This is a genomic window from Nocardia sp. NBC_01327, assembly GCF_035958815.1.
In the GTDB taxonomy this organism is placed as follows: Bacteria; Actinomycetota; Actinomycetes; order Mycobacteriales; family Mycobacteriaceae; genus Nocardia.
Window position 1 is genome coordinate 2890263 of the sequence record NZ_CP108383.1, and the last position, 17492, is coordinate 2907754.

Annotated in this window: 19 protein-coding genes; 13 read left to right on the top strand and 6 right to left on the bottom strand. The window is 66.1% G+C overall.

The annotated features are described in order from the left end of the window. Positions 1-172 precede the first annotated feature (172 nt). The 8 genes from OG326_RS12780 to OG326_RS12815 all read left to right on the top strand — a co-directional run bounded on the left by OG326_RS12780 (position 173) and on the right by OG326_RS12815 (position 7470). Complete coding sequence (locus OG326_RS12780; protein ID WP_327144845.1) at positions 173-1357, top strand: lipid-transfer protein; 1185 nt, start codon at positions 173-175, stop codon at positions 1355-1357. 2 nt (positions 1358-1359) lie between these two features. Further along, on the top strand, positions 1360-1818 hold the full coding sequence (locus OG326_RS12785) for a MaoC family dehydratase N-terminal domain-containing protein (RefSeq protein WP_327144846.1): 459 nt from the start codon (positions 1360-1362) through the stop codon (positions 1816-1818). Continuing rightward, positions 1815-2225, top strand: coding sequence for a MaoC/PaaZ C-terminal domain-containing protein (locus OG326_RS12790; RefSeq protein WP_327144847.1), 411 nt, complete (start codon positions 1815-1817; stop codon positions 2223-2225). Before OG326_RS12785 ends, OG326_RS12790 begins: the two co-directional genes overlap by 4 nt. 95 nt (positions 2226-2320) lie before the next feature. Further along, positions 2321-3151, top strand: coding sequence for an SDR family NAD(P)-dependent oxidoreductase (locus tag OG326_RS12795; RefSeq protein ID WP_327144848.1), 831 nt, complete (start codon positions 2321-2323; stop codon positions 3149-3151). Positions 3152-3162: 11 nt separating this feature from the next. Further along, complete coding sequence (locus OG326_RS12800) at positions 3163-4314, top strand: acyl-CoA dehydrogenase family protein (RefSeq protein WP_442790952.1); 1152 nt, start codon at positions 3163-3165, stop codon at positions 4312-4314. 43 nt (positions 4315-4357) lie between these two features. Then, entirely contained in the window at positions 4358-5545 is a 1188-nt protein-coding gene (locus tag OG326_RS12805) for a TetR/AcrR family transcriptional regulator (protein ID WP_327144849.1), read from the top strand. 237 nt (positions 5546-5782) lie between these two features. Beyond that, positions 5783-6490 carry a hypothetical protein gene (locus OG326_RS12810; RefSeq protein ID WP_327144850.1) on the top strand — a complete coding sequence of 236 codons (708 nt, stop codon included), beginning with the start codon at positions 5783-5785 and terminating at the stop codon, positions 6488-6490. Between the two features lie 266 nt (positions 6491-6756). Further along, a complete protein-coding gene (locus OG326_RS12815; protein ID WP_327144851.1) occupies positions 6757-7470 on the top strand; it encodes a hypothetical protein in 714 nt (237 codons plus the stop codon). Between the two features lie 85 nt (positions 7471-7555). On the opposite strand, the gene OG326_RS12820 is transcribed toward OG326_RS12815, so the two are convergent. Beyond that, positions 7556-7867 (bottom strand): hypothetical protein, encoded by a 312-nt coding sequence (locus OG326_RS12820; RefSeq protein ID WP_297608755.1) that lies wholly within the window; start codon positions 7865-7867, stop codon positions 7556-7558. Positions 7868-7987: 120 nt separating this feature from the next. Next, a complete protein-coding gene (locus OG326_RS12825; RefSeq protein ID WP_327144853.1) occupies positions 7988-8254 on the bottom strand; it encodes a DUF2631 domain-containing protein in 267 nt (88 codons plus the stop codon). Between the two features lie 111 nt (positions 8255-8365). Between OG326_RS12825 and dxr the strand changes: the two genes are divergently transcribed. Next, on the top strand, positions 8366-9514 hold the full coding sequence (gene dxr / locus OG326_RS12830; protein WP_327144854.1) for a 1-deoxy-D-xylulose-5-phosphate reductoisomerase: 1149 nt from the start codon (positions 8366-8368) through the stop codon (positions 9512-9514). Positions 9515-9536: 22 nt separating this feature from the next. Continuing rightward, positions 9537-10739 carry a M50 family metallopeptidase gene (locus OG326_RS12835; RefSeq protein WP_327144855.1) on the top strand — a complete coding sequence of 401 codons (1203 nt, stop codon included), beginning with the start codon at positions 9537-9539 and terminating at the stop codon, positions 10737-10739. Here OG326_RS12835 and OG326_RS12840 read toward each other — a convergent pair. Further along, positions 10723-11409 (bottom strand): endonuclease V, encoded by a 687-nt coding sequence (locus OG326_RS12840; RefSeq protein ID WP_327144856.1) that lies wholly within the window; start codon positions 11407-11409, stop codon positions 10723-10725. The genes OG326_RS12835 and OG326_RS12840 overlap by 17 nt on opposite strands. 206 nt (positions 11410-11615) lie before the next feature. Between OG326_RS12840 and ispG the strand changes: the two genes are divergently transcribed. The 3 genes from ispG to OG326_RS12855 all read left to right on the top strand — a co-directional run bounded on the left by ispG (position 11616) and on the right by OG326_RS12855 (position 15593). After that, complete coding sequence (ispG, locus tag OG326_RS12845) at positions 11616-12749, top strand: flavodoxin-dependent (E)-4-hydroxy-3-methylbut-2-enyl-diphosphate synthase (protein ID WP_327146462.1); 1134 nt, start codon at positions 11616-11618, stop codon at positions 12747-12749. 69 nt (positions 12750-12818) lie between these two features. Further along, positions 12819-13682 (top strand): GNAT family N-acetyltransferase, encoded by an 864-nt coding sequence (locus OG326_RS12850; RefSeq protein WP_327146463.1) that lies wholly within the window; start codon positions 12819-12821, stop codon positions 13680-13682. A 123-nt stretch (positions 13683-13805) separates the two neighbouring features. Next, on the top strand, positions 13806-15593 hold the full coding sequence (locus OG326_RS12855) for a penicillin-binding transpeptidase domain-containing protein (RefSeq protein ID WP_327144857.1): 1788 nt from the start codon (positions 13806-13808) through the stop codon (positions 15591-15593). A 20-nt stretch (positions 15594-15613) separates the two neighbouring features. On the opposite strand, the gene OG326_RS12860 is transcribed toward OG326_RS12855, so the two are convergent. The 3 genes from OG326_RS12860 to OG326_RS12870 all read right to left on the bottom strand — a co-directional run bounded on the left by OG326_RS12860 (position 15614) and on the right by OG326_RS12870 (position 17492). Next, positions 15614-15820, bottom strand: a complete 207-nt coding sequence (locus OG326_RS12860) for a hypothetical protein (RefSeq protein WP_327144858.1) — start codon at positions 15818-15820, stop codon at positions 15614-15616. A gap of 208 nt (positions 15821-16028) precedes the next feature. After that, positions 16029-16541 carry a peroxynitrite isomerase gene (locus OG326_RS12865; protein WP_327144859.1) on the bottom strand — a complete coding sequence of 171 codons (513 nt, stop codon included), beginning with the start codon at positions 16539-16541 and terminating at the stop codon, positions 16029-16031. A gap of 129 nt (positions 16542-16670) precedes the next feature. Further along, the gene (locus OG326_RS12870) at positions 16671-17492 is read right to left on the bottom strand and encodes an ABC transporter permease (RefSeq protein WP_327144860.1); all 822 of its coding nucleotides are present in this window, start codon (positions 17490-17492) and stop codon (positions 16671-16673) included.

The window sequence follows — 17492 nt, forward strand, 5'->3', positions numbered from 1 at the left end:
GTACATTATGTGAACAGTAGGTAGTGTAACAACGATCACAGATGGCGGCGCAACCCCCAGTTTTCCGGTGGCTATTCCGCGATAAACAGCGGTATGTGATCGACGGCTTGTGCATGTGGTGCTGCGTGAGGTTCACTAAGTGAATCAGCACTAGTAAGTCCAGGAGGTCTTGATGAGTAGACGCGTAGTGGTGGCGGGTGTCGGGATGATTCCCTTCACCACACCCAGCCGGACCGAGCCGTACGACGTCATGGGCGAGACGGCGGCCCGCAAGGCGCTGGCCGATGCCGGCGTCGACTACAGCCGGGTGCAGCAGGCGTACGTCGGATACGTGTACGGCGACTCCACCTCGGGGCAGGCGGCGCTGTACGGGCTCGGGCAGACCGGGATTCCGATCGTCAATGTCAACAACAACTGCTCGACCGGATCGTCGGCACTGTTCCTGGCCCGCCAGGCGATCGAGACCGGTGCGGCCGAGTGCGTGATCGCGCTCGGCTTCGAGCAGATGATGCGCGGGGCGCTCGGTTCGATGTGGAGCGATCGGCCGACCCCGTTCGGGCGCTTCGACACCCAGACCACGCAATTGCAGGGCTGGGACGAGCAGGCGCCCATGGCCGCGCAGTACTTCGGCGGTGCGGGACAGGCGTACGCCGACAAGTACGGCATGGATCCCGCGGTGTTCGCACAGATCTCGGTGAAGGCGCGCAAGCACGCGGCCAATAACCCGTACGCGGTGTTCCGCGATCCGGTGACCGTCGAGGAGGTGCTGGGCTCACCGCAGATCTTCGGCCCGCTGACCCGACTGCAGTGCTGCCCGCCGACCTGCGGCGCGGCCGCGGCGATCCTGTGCTCCGAGGAGTTCGCGAAGGCCAACGGCCTCAACACTTCCGTGGTCATCAAGGCGCAGGCGATGACGACCGACTACGAGTCGACCTTCACCACCGACATGATGCGGGTGGTCGGCTACGACATGGCCAAGGCCGCCGCCGATCAGGTGTACGAGGCCGCGGGTGTGAGCCCGTCGGACATTCGCGTCGTCGAACTGCACGACTGCTTCACCGCCAATGAACTGCTCACCTACGAGGGCCTGGGTCTCACACCCGAGGGCACCGCGGAGAAGTTCATCGCCGACGGCGACAACACCTACGGCGGCCGGGTGGTGACCAACCCGTCCGGCGGCCTGCTGTCCAAGGGGCACCCGCTGGGCGCGACAGGTCTGGCGCAGTGCGCGGAACTGGTGTGGCAGTTGCGCGGTCAGGCGCAGGCGCGCCAGGTCGAGGGCGTGAACCTGGCTCTGCAGCACAATATCGGGCTCGGCGGCGCGGCCGTCGTCACCCTGTACGAGAAGGTGAGCTGAGCATGGCCATCGATCCCGCGATTGTCGGAACCGAGCTTCCGGCAACAACTTTGACCGTCGACGCCGGACGGTTGCGCTTCTTCGCCAAGTCGATCGGCGAGACGAATCCGGTCTACACCGATGCCGAGGCGGCGAAGGCGGCCGGGTATGCGGACCTGCCCGCGCCCCCGACCTTCCTGTTCTCGATCGAACTCGAAAACCCGGACCCGTTCACGTTTCTCGCCGAAGCGGGCGTCGATCTGCGGTTCGTCCTGCACGGCGAGCAGACCTTCACCTATCACTCACCGGCCGTCGCCGGTGACGTGCTGACCGCCCGGCCGCGCATTACCGACGTCTACAGCAAGAAGGGCGGCGCGCTCGAATTCCTGGTCAAGGAAACCGCCGTCACCCGCGCGGACGGGTCGCCGGTCGCGGACCTGAAGTCCGTCATCGTCATCCGGAATCCGGGAGCAGGAAAATGACCGCATCACACACCGTCGAGGTAGGTACCGAGCTGCCGCCCTTGAAGATTCAGTCGATCTCGCGCACCACGCTGGCCCTGTTCGCGGGCGCGTCGGGTGACCACAATCCGATTCACATCGATCTCGATGTGGCGAAATCCGCCGGGCTCGCCGATGTCTTCGCGCACGGCATGCTGTCCATGGGCTATCTCGGCCGGTTGCTCACCGATTGGGTTCCGCAGCAGTCGATTCGCTCCTACAGCGTGCGGTTCGCCGCCATTACGCCGGTGCACGGCATCCCGACCGCCACGGGCCGGGTCACCGCCGTCGAGGAGGTCGACGGCGAACGCCGCGCCACCCTCGAACTCGCCGTAACTCTGGACGACGGCACGGTCACCCTCGTCGGTGACGCCGTCGTCGCCCTCTGAGCGTCATTCATCCACACCGCATTCATCCACACCGCATTCATCCACACCGCATTCATCCACACCGCATTCATCCACACTGAAAGGTTATGTCTCCCATGGGAACTCTTGATGGCAAGGTCGCCATTGTCTCCGGCTCCGGCCGCGGCATCGGCCGTGAGATCGCACTGAAGCTCGCCTCCGAGGGCGCCAAGGTCGTGGTCAACGACCTCGATGCCGATCCGGCCAAGGACACCGTCGCAGCCATCGAAGCCGCAGGCGGGCAGGCGGTTTCGTGTGTCGGCAGTGTCACCGACGTCGATTTCGGCGAGCGTTTCGTGCAGGCCGCCGTCGACAATTTCGGCGGCCTGGACATCATCGTCAATAACGCCGGCTACACCTGGGATTCGGTCATCCAGAAGATGACCGACGAGCAGTGGGACGCCATTCTTGACGTCCACCTCAAGGCCCCGTTCCGGATTCTGCGCGCCGCACAGCCGGTCATCGCCGCCGCGGTGAAGAAGGCCAAGGCGGCGGGGGAGCCGGTCCCGTGCCGCAAGGTCGTGAACATCTCCTCCATGGCCGGCACCGGAGGCAATGCGGGACAGGCCAATTACTCCTCCGCCAAGGCGGGCATCACCGGCCTGACCAAGACCCTGGCCAAGGAGTGGGGCCGCTACAACGTCACCGTGAACACGGTCGCCTTCGGCCTGATCAAGACCCGGCTCACCGAGGCGCCCGCCGGCGGCGACAGCACCATCGACATCGAGGGCAAGAAGCTCAAGGTCGGCGTGAACCCGGATCTGCTGTCCGCCATGGAGCAGATGGTCCCGCTCGGCCGGGCGGGCACCCCGGCCGAAGCCGCCGGTGCGGTCTACCTGTTCTGCCTTCCCGAATCCAACTACGTCAGCGCGCAGACTCTGCTCTGCGGCGGCGGCTTCAATATCTAGGACGGCACTACGTGACCACCCCTGTGTACCGCTCGCCCTGGGTCGATGACGAGATCACCGCCCTGAAGGATATGGCGACCAAATTCTTCGACGCCGAATTGCTGCCGCACCACGAGCGATTCGCGGCCCAGAAGTACGTCGATCGCGAATTCTGGAACAAGGCGGGCGATCTCGGACTGCTCTGCGCCTCTATTCCGGAGGAGTACGGCGGAGGCGGGGGCACCCTGGCCCACGACTTCGCCATCTTCGACGCCCAATACGGGCTCGGGGACACCGGTTTCGGCAATATGGTGCACAGCGGGCTGGTCGCACACTACCTCCTCGCCTACGGCACCGAGGAGCAGAAGCGGCGCTGGCTGCCCGGTATGGCCAGCGGCGCGATCGTCGGCGCCATCGCCATGACCGAACCCGGCGCGGGCTCGGACCTGAAAGCCCTGCGCACCACCGCGGTTCGCGATGGCGAGCACTACCGGCTCAATGGCGCGAAAACCTTCATCTCCAACGGCAAGCACGCCGATCTGGTGATCGTGGTGGCCAAGACCGATCCGGCCGCCGGGGCGAAGGGCATCTCGCTGCTGGTGGTCGAGACCGCCCATGCCGAGGGATACCGCGTCGGCCGGCTGCTCGACAAGGTCGGCATGAAGGGCCAGGACACCGCCGAACTCTTCTTCGACGAAGTGCGCGTGCCGGTTTCGCACCGGCTCGGCGACGAGGGCGCGGGCTTCGGTTATCTCATGAAGCAGCTCGCGCACGAGCGCCTGATCGTCGCGGTCTGCGCGGCCGCGGCAACCCAGGCCGCCGTCCGGCTGACGGTGCACTACACCAAGGAGCGTCAGGCCTTCGGCGCACCGCTGTTCGATATGCAGAACACTCGCTTCGAACTCGCCGAATGCGCCACGCTCGCACAGGTATCCCGCGTTTTCGTCGACAACTGCATCGAACGCCATCTGCGCGGTGAACTCGACGGCGCCACCGCGTCCATGGCGAAGGCGTACAGCACCGATATTCAGGGGCAGGTCGTCGACCGCTGTGTCCAGCTCTTCGGCGGCTACGGCTACATGCTGGAGTACCCGATCGCCCGCATGTACGCCGACGCCCGCGTCCAGCGCATCTACGCGGGCGCCAATGAAGTGATGAAGGAACTCATCGCCCGTTCGCTCTGAACGCGGCGGGACGAGTGACGGCACGGACCGGTAGAGGAGCGGTATGACGAGCGGCCCGGAGGCGACCACTGTCATCGGGCCTGCCCGTGGCACCCGCCCGGCCAATCGGCGCGAGCTGATCGTCCGGGCGGCCTCGGAGCTGTTCTACCGCAAGGGTTATGCCACCGTCGGTATGGGCGAGGTCGCCGCGGCGGTGGCCATCGGGCCGTCCGCGCTCTATCGCCACTTCCGCGGCAAACAGGATCTGCTCGCCACCGTGCTCGGTACTGCCCTGACCACCATCGACGCCGCCCTGGCGGAGACCGCCGCGGACGATATCGGCGCGAGCCTCGCCGCCGAAACCCTCGCGCACCGGCATGTGGGAGTGCTGTGGCGGCGCGAGGGCAGGCATCTGTCCGCCGAGCACCGGGCCGCGTTCCGCACTCTCACCCAGCGGATCCTCGCCCGCCTCACCGAGCTGGTGCGCGAGCGCCGCCCGGAGCTGAACGCGGTGGAGGCGGATCTGCTCGCGCGCTGTGCGCTGGCGGTGGCCGACAGCATGTCGTTCCACAGTCTGTCGCTGCCCGAACCCGGATTCACCGCGCTGCTGGACGAACTCGTCTCGGCGGCGGTGGACACCCCGATCGCGCTGCCCGAGGTCGCCGCGAATCAGGCCGGGAAGAAGCGTCTTTCGATGACCAGATCACGGCGCGAAGCGATTCTCGCCGAGGCGGCGAAACTCTTCGCTCGCCAGGGTTTCACCGGTGTGAGCGTGGACGATATCGGGGAGGCCGTCGGCATCACCGGGCCCAGCGTCTACAACCATTTCCCCGGCAAGGCCGATATCCTGCTGGCCGTGGTGTTCCGCGGCAACGAGTGGCTGCGGATGGATATGAGCCGCGCCTTCGCCCGGGCCTCCGACGCCGGTGACGGACTGGACCGGTTGTTGCGCAGCTATGGCGGCTTTGTCGCGGAGAATCCCGATCTGGTCCAGATCCTGGTCTCGGAGACCATGCATCTGCCCGACGCCGATCGGCACCGCGCCCGCGCCGCGCAGCACTCGTACATCGCCGAATGGGTGGGCCTCGCCCGCCGCGTGCATCCGGACTGGGATCCGATCGGCGCCCGTGTCCGGGTGCAGGCCGCGCAGACGGTATTGAACGAACTCGCCCTGACCACTCGCGTTCGAGCGGTGCCGGGCGCGGATGCGGCCGTACTGGCCGTCGGCGCGGTTCTACTGGCGATCCGATAGCCGATCAGCACTGAAGTGAGGCAGATCATATGTCAGAAAACCGGCCTATAACCGACTGAAAGTTTGTTCAGCAGTGCGGTTTTCGAGTCGTTTGACGTAGATCACTCTGATTTTCGGGCTCTTATCGACTTCTCAGCTACTCATCAGTAATCGCCTTGTTGGACACTTGACTAGAAGGCTTCACAAGCCTTCCGCTGCTGATAGGGGCAGTGTCCGCGCGACGAAAGCAACGATGTCATGAAGTTCAGCAAAGCTGCCGCGACCTCGGCCATGGTCATCGCGGCTCTCGGTATCTCCGCCGGCGCTGTACATGCCGCCCCGGCCCCCGCACCCGCGATCCCGGGTGTCTCCGACATCGTGAACGGCGTCAACCAGACGATCGATCAGCTGGTCCCGTCCATTCACTGGAATGCCGAGATCCAGGGCGATTCGGTGGTGCTGACCACCGATGCCGGTTCGCTGACCACGGTGAACGACCAGTTTCAGATGCTCGACAACAAGGGTGGTCTGGTGACCGCCTTCCCGCTCAGCTTCATCAAGGACGGCCTGCAGTATCCGATCAAGGCCGCCATCGACGGCCTGCGCGCCACGCTGACCCCGAATCTGGATCCGGCCGCCGCCCGCGCGGTCGACCTGCCGGTCCACGAGGTCGTGCAGCAGAAGGCCTTCGACGATGCCGTCGGCGCGGCCGGTGCGCAGTTCGGCGTCATCACCGCGATCGGCACCATGGTCGGCACGCTGGTCGGCGCCATCGGCGGTTGTGCCCTGGGCGCGTTCCTCGGCACTCCCGTACTGCTGCCGGGCTGGATCGGCGGCTGCATTACCGGCGCGCTGATCGGAATCCCGCTCGGCGCTGCGGCGGGTCTGGTCCTGACCGGCGTTCCGGCCGCGATCGTCGTCGGCATCGGTTTCTTCCAGAGAATCAACGATCCCGCGAACCAGTAGCGGTTATACCTGGGCAAACTGAGGGCCCGTTCGCCATCGAATCGGTGGTGGCGGGCCCTTTTCGTGCGCCGATGAGTCGACTCATTCCTGTGAAAAAGACCTGCTGCACGTTAAACGTAACGAAAACCGGCTCACTGACTCCATACCGCTATGGGACGGCAACATCACGGAAACATCACGGAACGACTCTTATCTCGGGTGCTCGACGAGAACCCGCACTCCTCGAAACGAGGTAGTGCGTCCGCTGCAGAAAGCGACGAAAAGTTATGCGCTTCAAGAAGTTCGCCGCCACCTCGGCCCTGGTCATCGCGGCTCTCGGTGTCTCTGCCGGCACGAGCTACGCGGACGTTGCGCCGGCTCCGGCCGCCGCGACCGCGATTCACTATGACACCAAGATCGAGGGCTCGTCGGTCGTTCTGAAGACCGATATCGGCTCGCTGACCACAGACGACGGTCAGCTCCAGGTGCGCGATCCCCAGGGCGGTGTGGTCACCGCGGTTCCGCTGAACTTCGTCAAGAACGGCCAGCTCTTCCCGGTCGCGGCGCAGATCGACGGCAATACCGCCACCCTGACCCCGAACACCGATCCGGCAGCCGCGCTGCCGCTGGATCCGGCCGCCCCGCTCATCAAGCCGGTCGACGCCACCGCGAACCCCAACTTCAACCAGGCGCTGAGCAACCTGTCCAGCACGGTCTCCGTGGGTGTTGCCATCGGTAGCCTCATCGGCACCGTGATCGGCGCGGGCATCGGTTGCCTCGCGGGCGGTCTCATCCTCGGTGCGGGCGCCACGGTTGCCACCATCGGCACCCTGACCGTTCCGGGCGCCATCGGTGGCTGCCTTGTCACCGGTGCGGCCGCGGCCGCCATCGGCCTGGTCGCGGGCACCATCTTCATCGGTGGACCCGTCGTCGCCGTCGGCCTGTTCCAGTTCTTCACCGATCTGGCCACCCCGCCGGCCCCGGCTGCTCCGACCAGCTAGTACCTGAGTAGCACTCAGCCACAACAGACTTCGGGCCGGATCGCATATGCGATCCGGCCCGAAGTCTGCTGCGAAGCGGTGGTTGCTACGACCCGACCTGGCACACGCCGTTGAGGATGGTCGAGGCATTGCCGACGCTGGCGACATCACCATTGGTCAGCGCGTGTGCGTAGTTGGCGATGGCCTGCTGCTCCTGGCCGCTGGCGTCGATGGCGAGCAGCTGATCGGAGATGGACTGCGTCAGAGCGGCGTCCGGGCCGAGGCTGCGATTGTTGTTGATCACGTCGCTGGCCTGGTTGCAGGCGGGGGACATGGCGCTGGCGGTGCCGGTGGGCAGCACCAGCAGCGCGCCGACGGCGGCAGCGGCCAGCAACGTGGAGGGCAGGATCTTGCGCATTCGTTTCACTCCCAAAACTCGTGTGCGTGTGTGCCACCCCGAGTTTGCCTGATGGTCAGGAGAAAACAACCACGGCCCCGCGAAAAAGTCTGCGAGGCCGGGTATTTGCGTGCGTGCGAACTAGCGCGGCTTGCGCTGCAGCAGGGAGTCGCGGATCAGGATGCCGGCAATGGCGACGGCGAATCCGACCAGGTAGATGTCCTCGATCTTGCCCTTGTGGTTACCGATCAGCATGGCGAGCAGAATGACGACGACAACCCAGCCGGCGGTGCGGAAGGTGCGACGCGACTCGCCGCTCCAGCCCCATGCGGCGGACGGAACCTCGGCGGTGTCGACCTTGGTGACGACTCCGGCGCTGTGGGCGGATTCCAGTTCCGTGGCGGCCACTTTCGCTCCTTATAGGGCTCGAATCGAATGCTGGCCCTTATCGTGACATACGACCCAGTGTCGTAGCCAGCAGGGTGGCGGCACAGCGGGTCGTTTTCGGAGCAGGGGAGAATGGGGCGCGTGTCCGACGTCGTGAAAGTTCTGCTGCTGGGCAGCACCGGTTCGATTGGTACCCAGGCGCTGGAGGTGATCGCCGCCAACCCCGACCGCTTCGAAGTGGTCGGATTGGCCGCACGCGGTGGCAATACCGAACTGCTCGCACAGCAGATCGCGGCCACCGGGACCCGCAATGTGGCGGTGGCCGACGAGGCGGCCGCGGCGAAACTGGGTGTGGCGCTTGCCGGCCCGGATGCGGCCACCGAACTGGTCCGCCGCACCGATGCGGACGTGGTGCTCAACGCACTGGTCGGGTCGCTGGGTCTGGCGCCGACGCTGGAGACCCTGCATTCGGGACGGCGGCTCGCGCTGGCCAATAAGGAGTCGCTGGTCGCGGGCGGCTCGCTGGTCACCCGGGCCGCTAAGCCCGGACAGATCGTGCCGGTGGACTCCGAACATTCGGCCATGGCGCAGTGCCTGCGCGGCGGCCGCGCCGACGAGGTGGCCACCATTGTGCTCACCGCCTCGGGCGGCCCGTTCCGCGGTTGGACCGCCGAGATGCTGGAGTCGGTGAATCCGGCTGAGGCCAAGACACATCCGACCTGGTCCATGGGGCCGATGAACACCCTGAATTCGGCCTCGCTGGTGAACAAGGGCCTCGAACTGATCGAGACGCACCTGCTGTTCGGCGTGCCCTACGACAAGATCGACGTGACCGTGCACCCCCAGTCGATCGTGCACTCCATGGTCACCTTCGTCGACGGCTCCACCCTCGCCCAGGCCAGCCCGCCGGATATGAAATTGCCCATCGCGCTGGCGCTGGGCTGGCCGGACCGGGTGCCGGGCGCGTCGGCCGCCTGCGACTTCAGGACCGCCTCGACGTGGACCTTCGAACCGGTGGACAACGAGGTCTTCCCCGCGGTCGAGCTGGCGCGTCAGGCCGGTAAGGCGGGCGGTTGCGTGACCGCTACCTACAACGCCGCCAACGAGATCGCGGTGCAGGCCTTCCTCGACAGAGTGATCCGATTCCCCGAGATCGTGCGCACCGTGGCGCGGGTCGTAGAGTCTGCCGACCGGTGGACCGCGGAACCCAGTACCTTGGACGAGGTGCTCGCGGCCGATACGTGGGCGCGAGAGACGGCGCGCACGATCGTGCGCGGCTGACTTCAGGAGGGTTCGGAACCGCATGGTCTACGCGATCGGCTTCGCACTGTTCGCCCTCGGTATCACCGTATCGGTCGCACTGCACGAATGCGGCCACATGTGGGCGGCGCAGGCGACCGGTATGAAGGTGCGCCGCTACTTCGTCGGCTTCGGCCCGAAGGTGTGGTCGTTCCGCCGGGGTGAAACCGAATACGGCCTGAAAGCGTTGCCGCTGGGCGGTTTCTGCGATATCGCCGGTATGACGGCGCTCGACGAGCTCGAGCCCGAAGAGCTGGACCGCGCCATGTACCGGCAGAAGACCTGGAAGCGCATGGTCGTCATGTTCGGCGGCATCGCGATGAACTTCCTGCTCGGCTTCCTGCTCATCCTGCTGCTGGCCGTGGTGTGGGGCCTGCCGCGCTTCGATCAGCCGCCGGCCACCCAGCTCGGCGCCATGAGCTGCGTCGCCAATCAGGCTGCCGACCAGTCGGTGCTGCCCTGCACCGGCGACGGTCCGGCGCAGCAGGCCGGATTGCAGCGCGGCGATATCGTGACCGCGGTCAACGGCACCTCGATCAAGTCCTGGCAGGATTTCCGCGACCAGACCGAGAAGCAGACCGGTCCCTTCACCTACACCGTGAAGCGTGACGACAAGACCCTCACCATCCCGGTCACGCCGCAAATGGCGGTCACCTACCCGACCAAGGACGGCGCCCCGAAGTCGGTCGCCAAGGTCGGTGTCGGCCAGGACTTCTACAGCCCCGTCAAGCACAACGTCCTGTCCGCCATCCCCGCCTCGGTCGCCTTCACCGGCCAAATCGGTTACCGCACGGTGCAGTCGCTGGCCCAGATGCCCGCCAAGGTCGTCGACCTCTGGCACGCCGTCACCGGTGGCGTCCGCGATCCGGAAACCCCCGTCTCGGTCTACGGCGCCAGCAAGATCGGCGGCGAAACCGCCCAGCACGGCCTCTGGTCCCTCTTCGTCCTCACCCTCGCCAGCCTGAACTTCTTCCTGGGCGCCTTCAACCTCCTACCCCTGCTCCCACTCGACGGCGGCCACATGGCAGTGGTCATCTACGAAAAGATCCGCAACCTCTTCCGCGGCCGCAAGGGCCTCCCCGACGGCCCCCCGGTCGACTACCTGAAACTGCTACCCGCCACCTACGTAGTCGTAGTAATAGGCGGCGCCTACATGGTCCTCACCCTGGTCGCCGACATCGTCAACCCGGTCAAGCTCTTCCCGTAACGCCTTCGGCGAGCAGTTGACGGCAGAGGCGGTCTGCGCGGCGGGTGGTTTCGGGCTGGCGGTATTCGGGGGTCAGTGAAAGTACTTGGGCGCAGGCTGTTTCCAGGTCGATCAGGTGGCCGATGGAGACGAAGACCGGTTTGACGTCGGTGCGGGTGCGGAGGGCGCGGCCTACGGGGTCGCCGTCGATGGTGATTTCGGTGGATGAGCCGCGCTCCGGGGCGGGCATCTCGTAGTCGCCCCAGGCGTTCTTGGCCACGCCGATCGTCGGGAGTCCGGTCAGCAGACCGAGGTGGCAGGCGAGGCCGAAGCGGCGGGGATGGGCCAGGCCCTGGCTGTCCGCGATGAGCAGATCCGGTGTGATGGTGAGGTTTTCGAGAGCTGTCAGGGTGGTGGGGAGTTCCCGGAAGGCGAGCAGGCCGGGGACGTACGGAAAGTCCGTGGTGCCCCGGGCGGTCGCGATGTCGACGGTCTCCAGGGTTTCGGCATCGAGCACCACGATGGCGGCGACGACATTGCCGTCCTCGTCGTAGGCCGAATCGAGCCCGGCTATCGTGCGGAAATGCGGTGGGCGCGGATTCGCGGCGCTGACGCGAGGGCGTAGTCGATCTTGAAGGGCGCTGGCCTCTTCCGGGTTGCGAGGCCAGGGATCGGTGTTCGCTACCTTCACAACGCGCACCGTATACCTTCACGCCATCTGCAACGAATAAGAAGAGCAGGCCCCGGCCGATTCCTGGCTGAGCGCCCGGCGCGGGTACCGTTGTCGCCGCCGTCACAGGGCGACCGGTATCCGAGCCTCGGTAAGCTCGGAACCGGAACGGGTGAGGACAAGACGAAAGCAGGCAACCGATCGTGAGCAGTGCCATCACATTGGGGATGCCGTCCGCACCGGCGGCCGTCCTCGCACCACGGCGTAAGACCCGCCAGTTGATGGTGGGCAAGGTCGGCGTCGGTAGCGAGTTCCCCATCTCGGTGCAGTCCATGACGACCACCAAGACCCATGACATCAATGCGACGCTGCAGCAGATCGCGGAGCTGACCGCGTCCGGCTGCGACATCGTGCGTGTGGCCTGTCCCACGCAGGAGGACGCGGAAGCGCTCCCCATCATCGCCAAGAAGTCGAAGATCCCGGTGATCGCCGATATCCACTTCCAGCCCAAGTACATCTTCGCGGCCATCGACGCCGGATGTGCTGCGGTGCGCGTGAATCCGGGCAATATCAAGGAATTCGACGGCCGCGTCAAAGAGGTCGCCAAGGCGGCCGGCGCCGCCGGCATCCCGATCCGCATCGGCGTGAACGCGGGCTCGCTCGACAAGCGCATGATGGAGAAGTACGGCAAGGCCACCCCCGAGGCGCTGGTGGAGTCGGCGCTGTGGGAGGCGGGGCTGTTCGAGGAGCACGGTTTCGGCAATATCAAGATCTCGGTCAAGCACAATGACCCGGTCGTGATGGTCGAGGCCTACCGGCAGCTCGCCGCCGTCTGCGATTACCCGCTGCACCTGGGTGTCACCGAGGCCGGTCCGGCCTTCCAGGGCACCATCAAGTCCGCGGTCGCGTTCGGCGCGCTGCTGTCCGAAGGCATCGGCGATACGATCCGCGTCTCGCTCTCGGCCCCGCCGGCCGAGGAGATCAAGGTCGGTGACCGGATTCTGCAGTCGCTGAACCTGCGTCCCCGCAAGCTCGAGATCGTCTCCTGCCCCTCCTGCGGCCGCGCCCAGGTGGATGTGTACACGCTGGCGGACCAGGTCACCGCCGGTCTGGACGGTCTGGAGGTCCCGCTGCGCGTGGCCGTCATGGGCTGCGTCGTCAATGGTCCCGGTGAGGCGCGCGAAGCCGATCTGGGCGTGGCCTCCGGCAATGGCAAGGGCCAGATCTTCGTCAAGGGCGAGGTCATCAAGACCGTTCCCGAACACCTGATCGTGGAGACCCTGATCGAAGAGGCCCTGCGACTGGCCGAGGAGATGGGTGAGGCCGCCGGCAGCGGTTCGCCGGTTGTCAGCGCCGGATAAACGACTGGTCGGCGTGCGGTCCGGCGCAATAGTGCGGCACGTTCTCACAAATTCTGGCAGGCTGTGAACGTGCGGAGTGTGCTGGAGCCGACTCGCCGGGGCAAAGCCTCCGGCGCTCAACAGCTCGCGAACCGCGATCTGACACAGGTTTTGCGCGTACTCGACACCGATCCGGTGGCGAGTTGCATGGTCGCGGCGCGGTTGCAGGACTACGGTCTGGATTCGCGCGGCGCCTACGGGGAACTGTGGAGTCGCGGCGGGCCCGAGGCGTCCCTATGTTTCTCGGGCGCGAATCTGGTGCCGCTGCGCGGCAATAGGGCCGATCTACGTGCCTTCGCCGAGCGAGCGGTCCGCGGTCCGCGGGTGTGCTCCTCGGTGGTGGGCCGCCGCGAACTGGCACTGCCGCTGTGGGAGTTGCTCTCCGATCACTGGGGTCCGGCCCGGGATCTGCGCGCCGATCAACCGCTGCTGGCCATGGAGAAGACGGCCGCCATCGCGCCGGATCTGCGGGTCCGCCGGGTGCGCCCGGAGGAACTGGACCGCTATCTTGTTGCCGCCGTTGCCATGTTCACCGAGGAGATCGGCGTCGATCCCCGCGCCGGAGACGGTGGCCGCGGTTACCGCCGCCGGGTGGCGGGCCTCATCGAATCCGGCCGGGCCTGGGCGCGATTCGAGGACGGCGAGGTGATTTTCAAGGCCGAGGTGGGCGCCATGTCGCGGCGCACCGGCCAGATCCAGGGTGTGTGGGTGCATCCGGAGCATCGCGGGACCGGTGTGGGCACCGCCGGCACGGCCGCGGTGGCGAATGTGGTGGTGGCCTCCGGTCGCACCGCGAGCCTGTATGTGAACTGCTACAACGAGGTTGCGCGCGCCGCCTATGCGAAGGTCGGGTTCCGGCAGATCGCGACATTCGCGACAGTGCTGCTGGATTGACGCGCCCTGTGCCGTTCGCCGCGGCCGGTAAGTGATCCTCAGCTCTGTGAAGTCTCCCTGAAATCCTTTCCGGCCCAGTGTGTCGCGCATGTTTGCCAGTAGTTGGCTCTACGATCTGTGCCGATGTCCACACGGGTCTTCACCATGCTGATCGCCGCCGCGGTGTCGGTTGCCGCAGTGGGTTGCTCCTCGGGACCACAGGGTCCCGCGCAGGCCGCCGACGCCTTCCTGTCCGCCTTCGCCGACCATGATGTGCAGGCGGCCGCCGACCTCACCACCCAACCCGAAAAGGCCGGTCCCGCACTGGCTTCCGCCTGGGATCAACTACAGGCCGAGAAGCTGACGGCCACCTCCGGCGATACCCGGGTCACCGGCGACACCGCGATAGTCGACTACACCTACGAGTGGAAACTGCCCAAGGATCGCGTCTGGAACTATCACGGACAGCTCCAGATGGGCCGCACCGAGGGCCGCTGGTCGGTGCGCTGGACGTCTGCTGACATCCATCCGCAGCTGGGCAATACCCAGACGCTGCAATTGCGTGCGCTGCCCGCGCCGCGCGCGCGGGTGAACGAGCGCTCGGGCAGTGATGTGCTGGTGCCGGGCGCGATCTACCGCATCAATTTCAACCGCGCCGCCGCCTCCGATCCGGTCGCGGTCTCCAATGCGCTGGCGGGGGCGCTGCAGCAGTTCGATGAACGGCTCACCGCCGAGGCCATTCTCACCGCCGCCCGCAAGGCCGACGGCGCCTACAACGTCGCCGTTCTGTCGGAGTGGGAGTACCAGGAGGTGAGCTCGGAACTGGTCGGTCTGCCCGGTGTCACCTTCGGCCGCCAATGGGATCTGGTGCCCACCGACCGGCATTTCGCCCCGGACCTGCTCGCGCAGATTCGCAAGACGGTGATCGACGAGGTGGACGGCAAGGCCGGCTGGAATGTGGTCACCGTCAATTCCAATGGCGCCGATACCGATGTGCTGAAGGAGGTCGATCCCCAGACCTCCCCGTCGTTCTCGCTGAGCGTCGACCGCAATATCCAGAATGCCGCGCAGCATGCCGTGGACGCGCGCGAGGACCAGGCCATGATGGTGGTGATCCAGCCGTCCACCGGTGCGGTGCTGGCCATTGCGCAGAACGCGGCCGCCGATACCGACGGTCCCGTCGCCGCGTCCGGTCTCTACCCGCCGGGTTCCACCTTCAAGACGGTCACGGCCGCCGCCGCCATGAAGGCGGGCCACATCACGCCGGATACGGTGGTGCCGTGCCCGGGCCGGATTGTGGTGGGGGAGCGCACCATTCCGAACTACGACTTCTTCTCACTCGGTGACGTGCCGGTGGCGACCGCGTACGAGCGCTCCTGCAATACCGCGTTCGCGAAGATCGCCTCGGAGCTGTCCGGCGATGAGCTGCAGACGGCAGCGTCGACGCTGGGTCTGGGTCTGGACTATTCGGTGGTCGGTCTGCCGACGGTCTCCGGTTCGGTGCCGCAGGACGATGATCTGGTGCAGCGCGCCGAGGACGGCATCGGTCAGGGCAAGGTGCTGGCGAGCCCGTTCGGTATGGCCATGGTGGCCGCCTCGGTGGCGCGCGGTTCGGTCCCGGTGCCGTATCTGATCTCCGGTCATCCGACGCAGGTCTCCGGCGATCATCCGGAGCTGTCGGCCGATGTGGTGAACGGGTTGCGGCTGATGATGCGCAAGGTGGTGCTCGGCGGTACGGCCGAGCGCATTGCGGATCAGGGCGAGGTCTACGGCAAGACCGGTGAGGCGGAGGTGGACGGCGGTTCGCACGCCTGGTTCATCGGCTACCGCGGGGATATGGCCTTCGCGACGCTGGTGGTGCGCGGCGGCAGTTCCGACAATGCGGTGGCGGTGACCCGCGACATGCTCACTGCCCTGCCGTCGGGGTACTGAGCGTCACCACCGGGTGAGCTTCAGCGGTAGACGGGGGCCTGTGCGAGATGGACACAGGCCAGCGGCTGGATTTCCCCCGAGGCCGGATCGGCGATGTAGTGCTGCTGGGCGAGTGTGCGGGCGGCGGGCGGTCCGACGCTGGAGGCGTCCCCGAGGATTTCGGTGACGCCGGCGCCGGCGAGGATCATGCCGGCGGTGGTGATGAGCAAAAGGGCCGAACGCTTCATGGTCCAACTCCCTTGTTTAGGGGGATGAGTAGGCGTTCCGAACGGTCAGTTTCGGAATACCGGTGCTCATTAAGGTTGGCTGATTGTTTGCCACCGTAAGGAACGGTAATCCGACAGTCGCGTTCGATGCAACCCGCAGGTGTGATCCCGCACACTTATCAAAGGAAAGTGTCGCAGGTCACGAATGGTTGGACGCTGTAGAAGTTTTTCAGTTCTCCCGCTGCATGGTTGATGCCAGATGATGCTGCAGCGGTTGCTCGACCGCCGCCATGCGCAGGGTGTAGCTGAGGGTGTTACCGGTCAGCATGATCGTGCGCCCGAGTGCGGTCACCGCTTTGGCGCTGCTGCTGAGGCCGATCGAGGTGGAGTCCAGCTCGAGGCGCAGGCCCTCGTCCTCGGCGATCAGACTGCCCTCGCAGATCTCGGTGATGCCGGTCGGATGCGCGAGAATCAATTCGACCCGGTCCCGCGGCAGCGCGCGCAGATATCCGGTCTCGCTGTGCATGGGACGCCCGTCGTCGGCGGCGCGAGTGCGCTGCCGATAGGTGAGGAAGGGTCGGCCGACATGACCGAAGTGCACTTCCTCCAGATACTCGAAATTATTGATGGTCGGATATTCGCCCTGTCCGCGTCCGCGCCAGGTACCCAGCAGCGGTGCGAGATGAGCGATATCCGGATGGGGCGCAACGGGTGATTGGGGTTCGAGCACGGCGGCCAGCATAGTGCGCCCCGCAACCTCCGGCGCGCGCTCGACGCGCCGCAGGTCCGGTATTTAACGAAAGGGGGCTGGATGGGGGGATTGTGTTGCGCCCTTTGGGGGTACGAGATCCGGACATCGCACGCAAAGGGGTCATCGGCGGCTGGCCCGGCGGTAACCGTAGGCCGCGGGAACGGCGAAAACGATGATCATGCCGAGTGACCAGATAATCGTGAGCATGAGCGGACGGGCCAGCGCACCGCCCTCCGCGAGCGAGCGCATGGTGTCCACCGCGACGGACATGGGCTGGTTGCGCACCACCGGCTGAATCCAATTCGGATACGCGCCGAGCGGGACGAAGCCGGTGCTGAAGAACATGAGCAGCGACGACAGCAGCGCAACACCCTCCACCAGTGTGGATTTGGCGGTGAACACCGCAATCGCGGTCACCATGGTGGCGAAGGCCAGCCCGAACAGCACCGGCAGCCACAGGAAGGCGAAGGCGGCCAGCGGTCCCTGGTGGAATCGGAAGCCCAGCAGCATGGCGAAGCCGATGATCACGACGGTGCCGCAGAAGATGCGGCAGCCCTCGGCCAGAATGCGCGCGGCCAGTCCGGAGCCGCGATGCACCGGCAGCACCCAGAACCGGGCCAGCAGTCCGGCATCGCGCTCCCGCCCGAGCATGACGCCGCTGGCGACGGTGCCCGACAGTGCGCCCACCAGCGTCACCATGGGCACCGATCCGTAGAGGGCGCTGTGGCCGGAGAACTTCTGAATCTGGCTGCCCACAACGATATTGAGCATCATCAGCAGCAGGCACGGGACGATCAGGGTTTCGAGCAGCGTGATGGGGTCGCGGCCCCAGCGCAGCAGCAGCCGCTGGGTCTGAATCCAGGTGTGGCGCAATAGCGCCGGGGCCGAGGATTCGGGCGGGCGGAGGGTGTCGGCGTCGGTGTGTTCGGCGAGGGTGGCCAT

Coding starts and splice junctions, on each gene's coding strand:
- OG326_RS12780 (WP_327144845.1), top strand. CDS start 173: ATGAGTAGACGCGTAGTGGTGGCGGGTGTCGGGATGATTCCCTTCACC.
- OG326_RS12785 (WP_327144846.1), top strand. CDS start 1,360: ATGGCCATCGATCCCGCGATTGTCGGAACCGAGCTTCCGGCAACAACT.
- OG326_RS12790 (WP_327144847.1), top strand. CDS start 1,815: ATGACCGCATCACACACCGTCGAGGTAGGTACCGAGCTGCCGCCCTTG.
- OG326_RS12795 (WP_327144848.1), top strand. CDS start 2,321: ATGGGAACTCTTGATGGCAAGGTCGCCATTGTCTCCGGCTCCGGCCGC.
- OG326_RS12805 (WP_327144849.1), top strand. CDS start 4,358: ATGACGAGCGGCCCGGAGGCGACCACTGTCATCGGGCCTGCCCGTGGC.
- OG326_RS12810 (WP_327144850.1), top strand. CDS start 5,783: ATGAAGTTCAGCAAAGCTGCCGCGACCTCGGCCATGGTCATCGCGGCT.
- OG326_RS12815 (WP_327144851.1), top strand. CDS start 6,757: ATGCGCTTCAAGAAGTTCGCCGCCACCTCGGCCCTGGTCATCGCGGCT.
- OG326_RS12820 (WP_297608755.1), bottom strand. CDS start 7,867: ATGCGCAAGATCCTGCCCTCCACGTTGCTGGCCGCTGCCGCCGTCGGC.
- dxr (WP_327144854.1), top strand. CDS start 8,366: ATGGGGCGCGTGTCCGACGTCGTGAAAGTTCTGCTGCTGGGCAGCACC.
- OG326_RS12835 (WP_327144855.1), top strand. CDS start 9,537: ATGGTCTACGCGATCGGCTTCGCACTGTTCGCCCTCGGTATCACCGTA.
- ispG (WP_327146462.1), top strand. CDS start 11,616: ATGCCGTCCGCACCGGCGGCCGTCCTCGCACCACGGCGTAAGACCCGC.
- OG326_RS12855 (WP_327144857.1), top strand. CDS start 13,806: ATGTCCACACGGGTCTTCACCATGCTGATCGCCGCCGCGGTGTCGGTT.
- OG326_RS12860 (WP_327144858.1), bottom strand. CDS start 15,820: ATGAAGCGTTCGGCCCTTTTGCTCATCACCACCGCCGGCATGATCCTC.
- OG326_RS12865 (WP_327144859.1), bottom strand. CDS start 16,541: ATGCTGGCCGCCGTGCTCGAACCCCAATCACCCGTTGCGCCCCATCCG.
- OG326_RS12870 (WP_327144860.1), bottom strand. CDS start 17,492: ATGGCCACCCTCGCCGAACACACCGACGCCGACACCCTCCGCCCGCCC.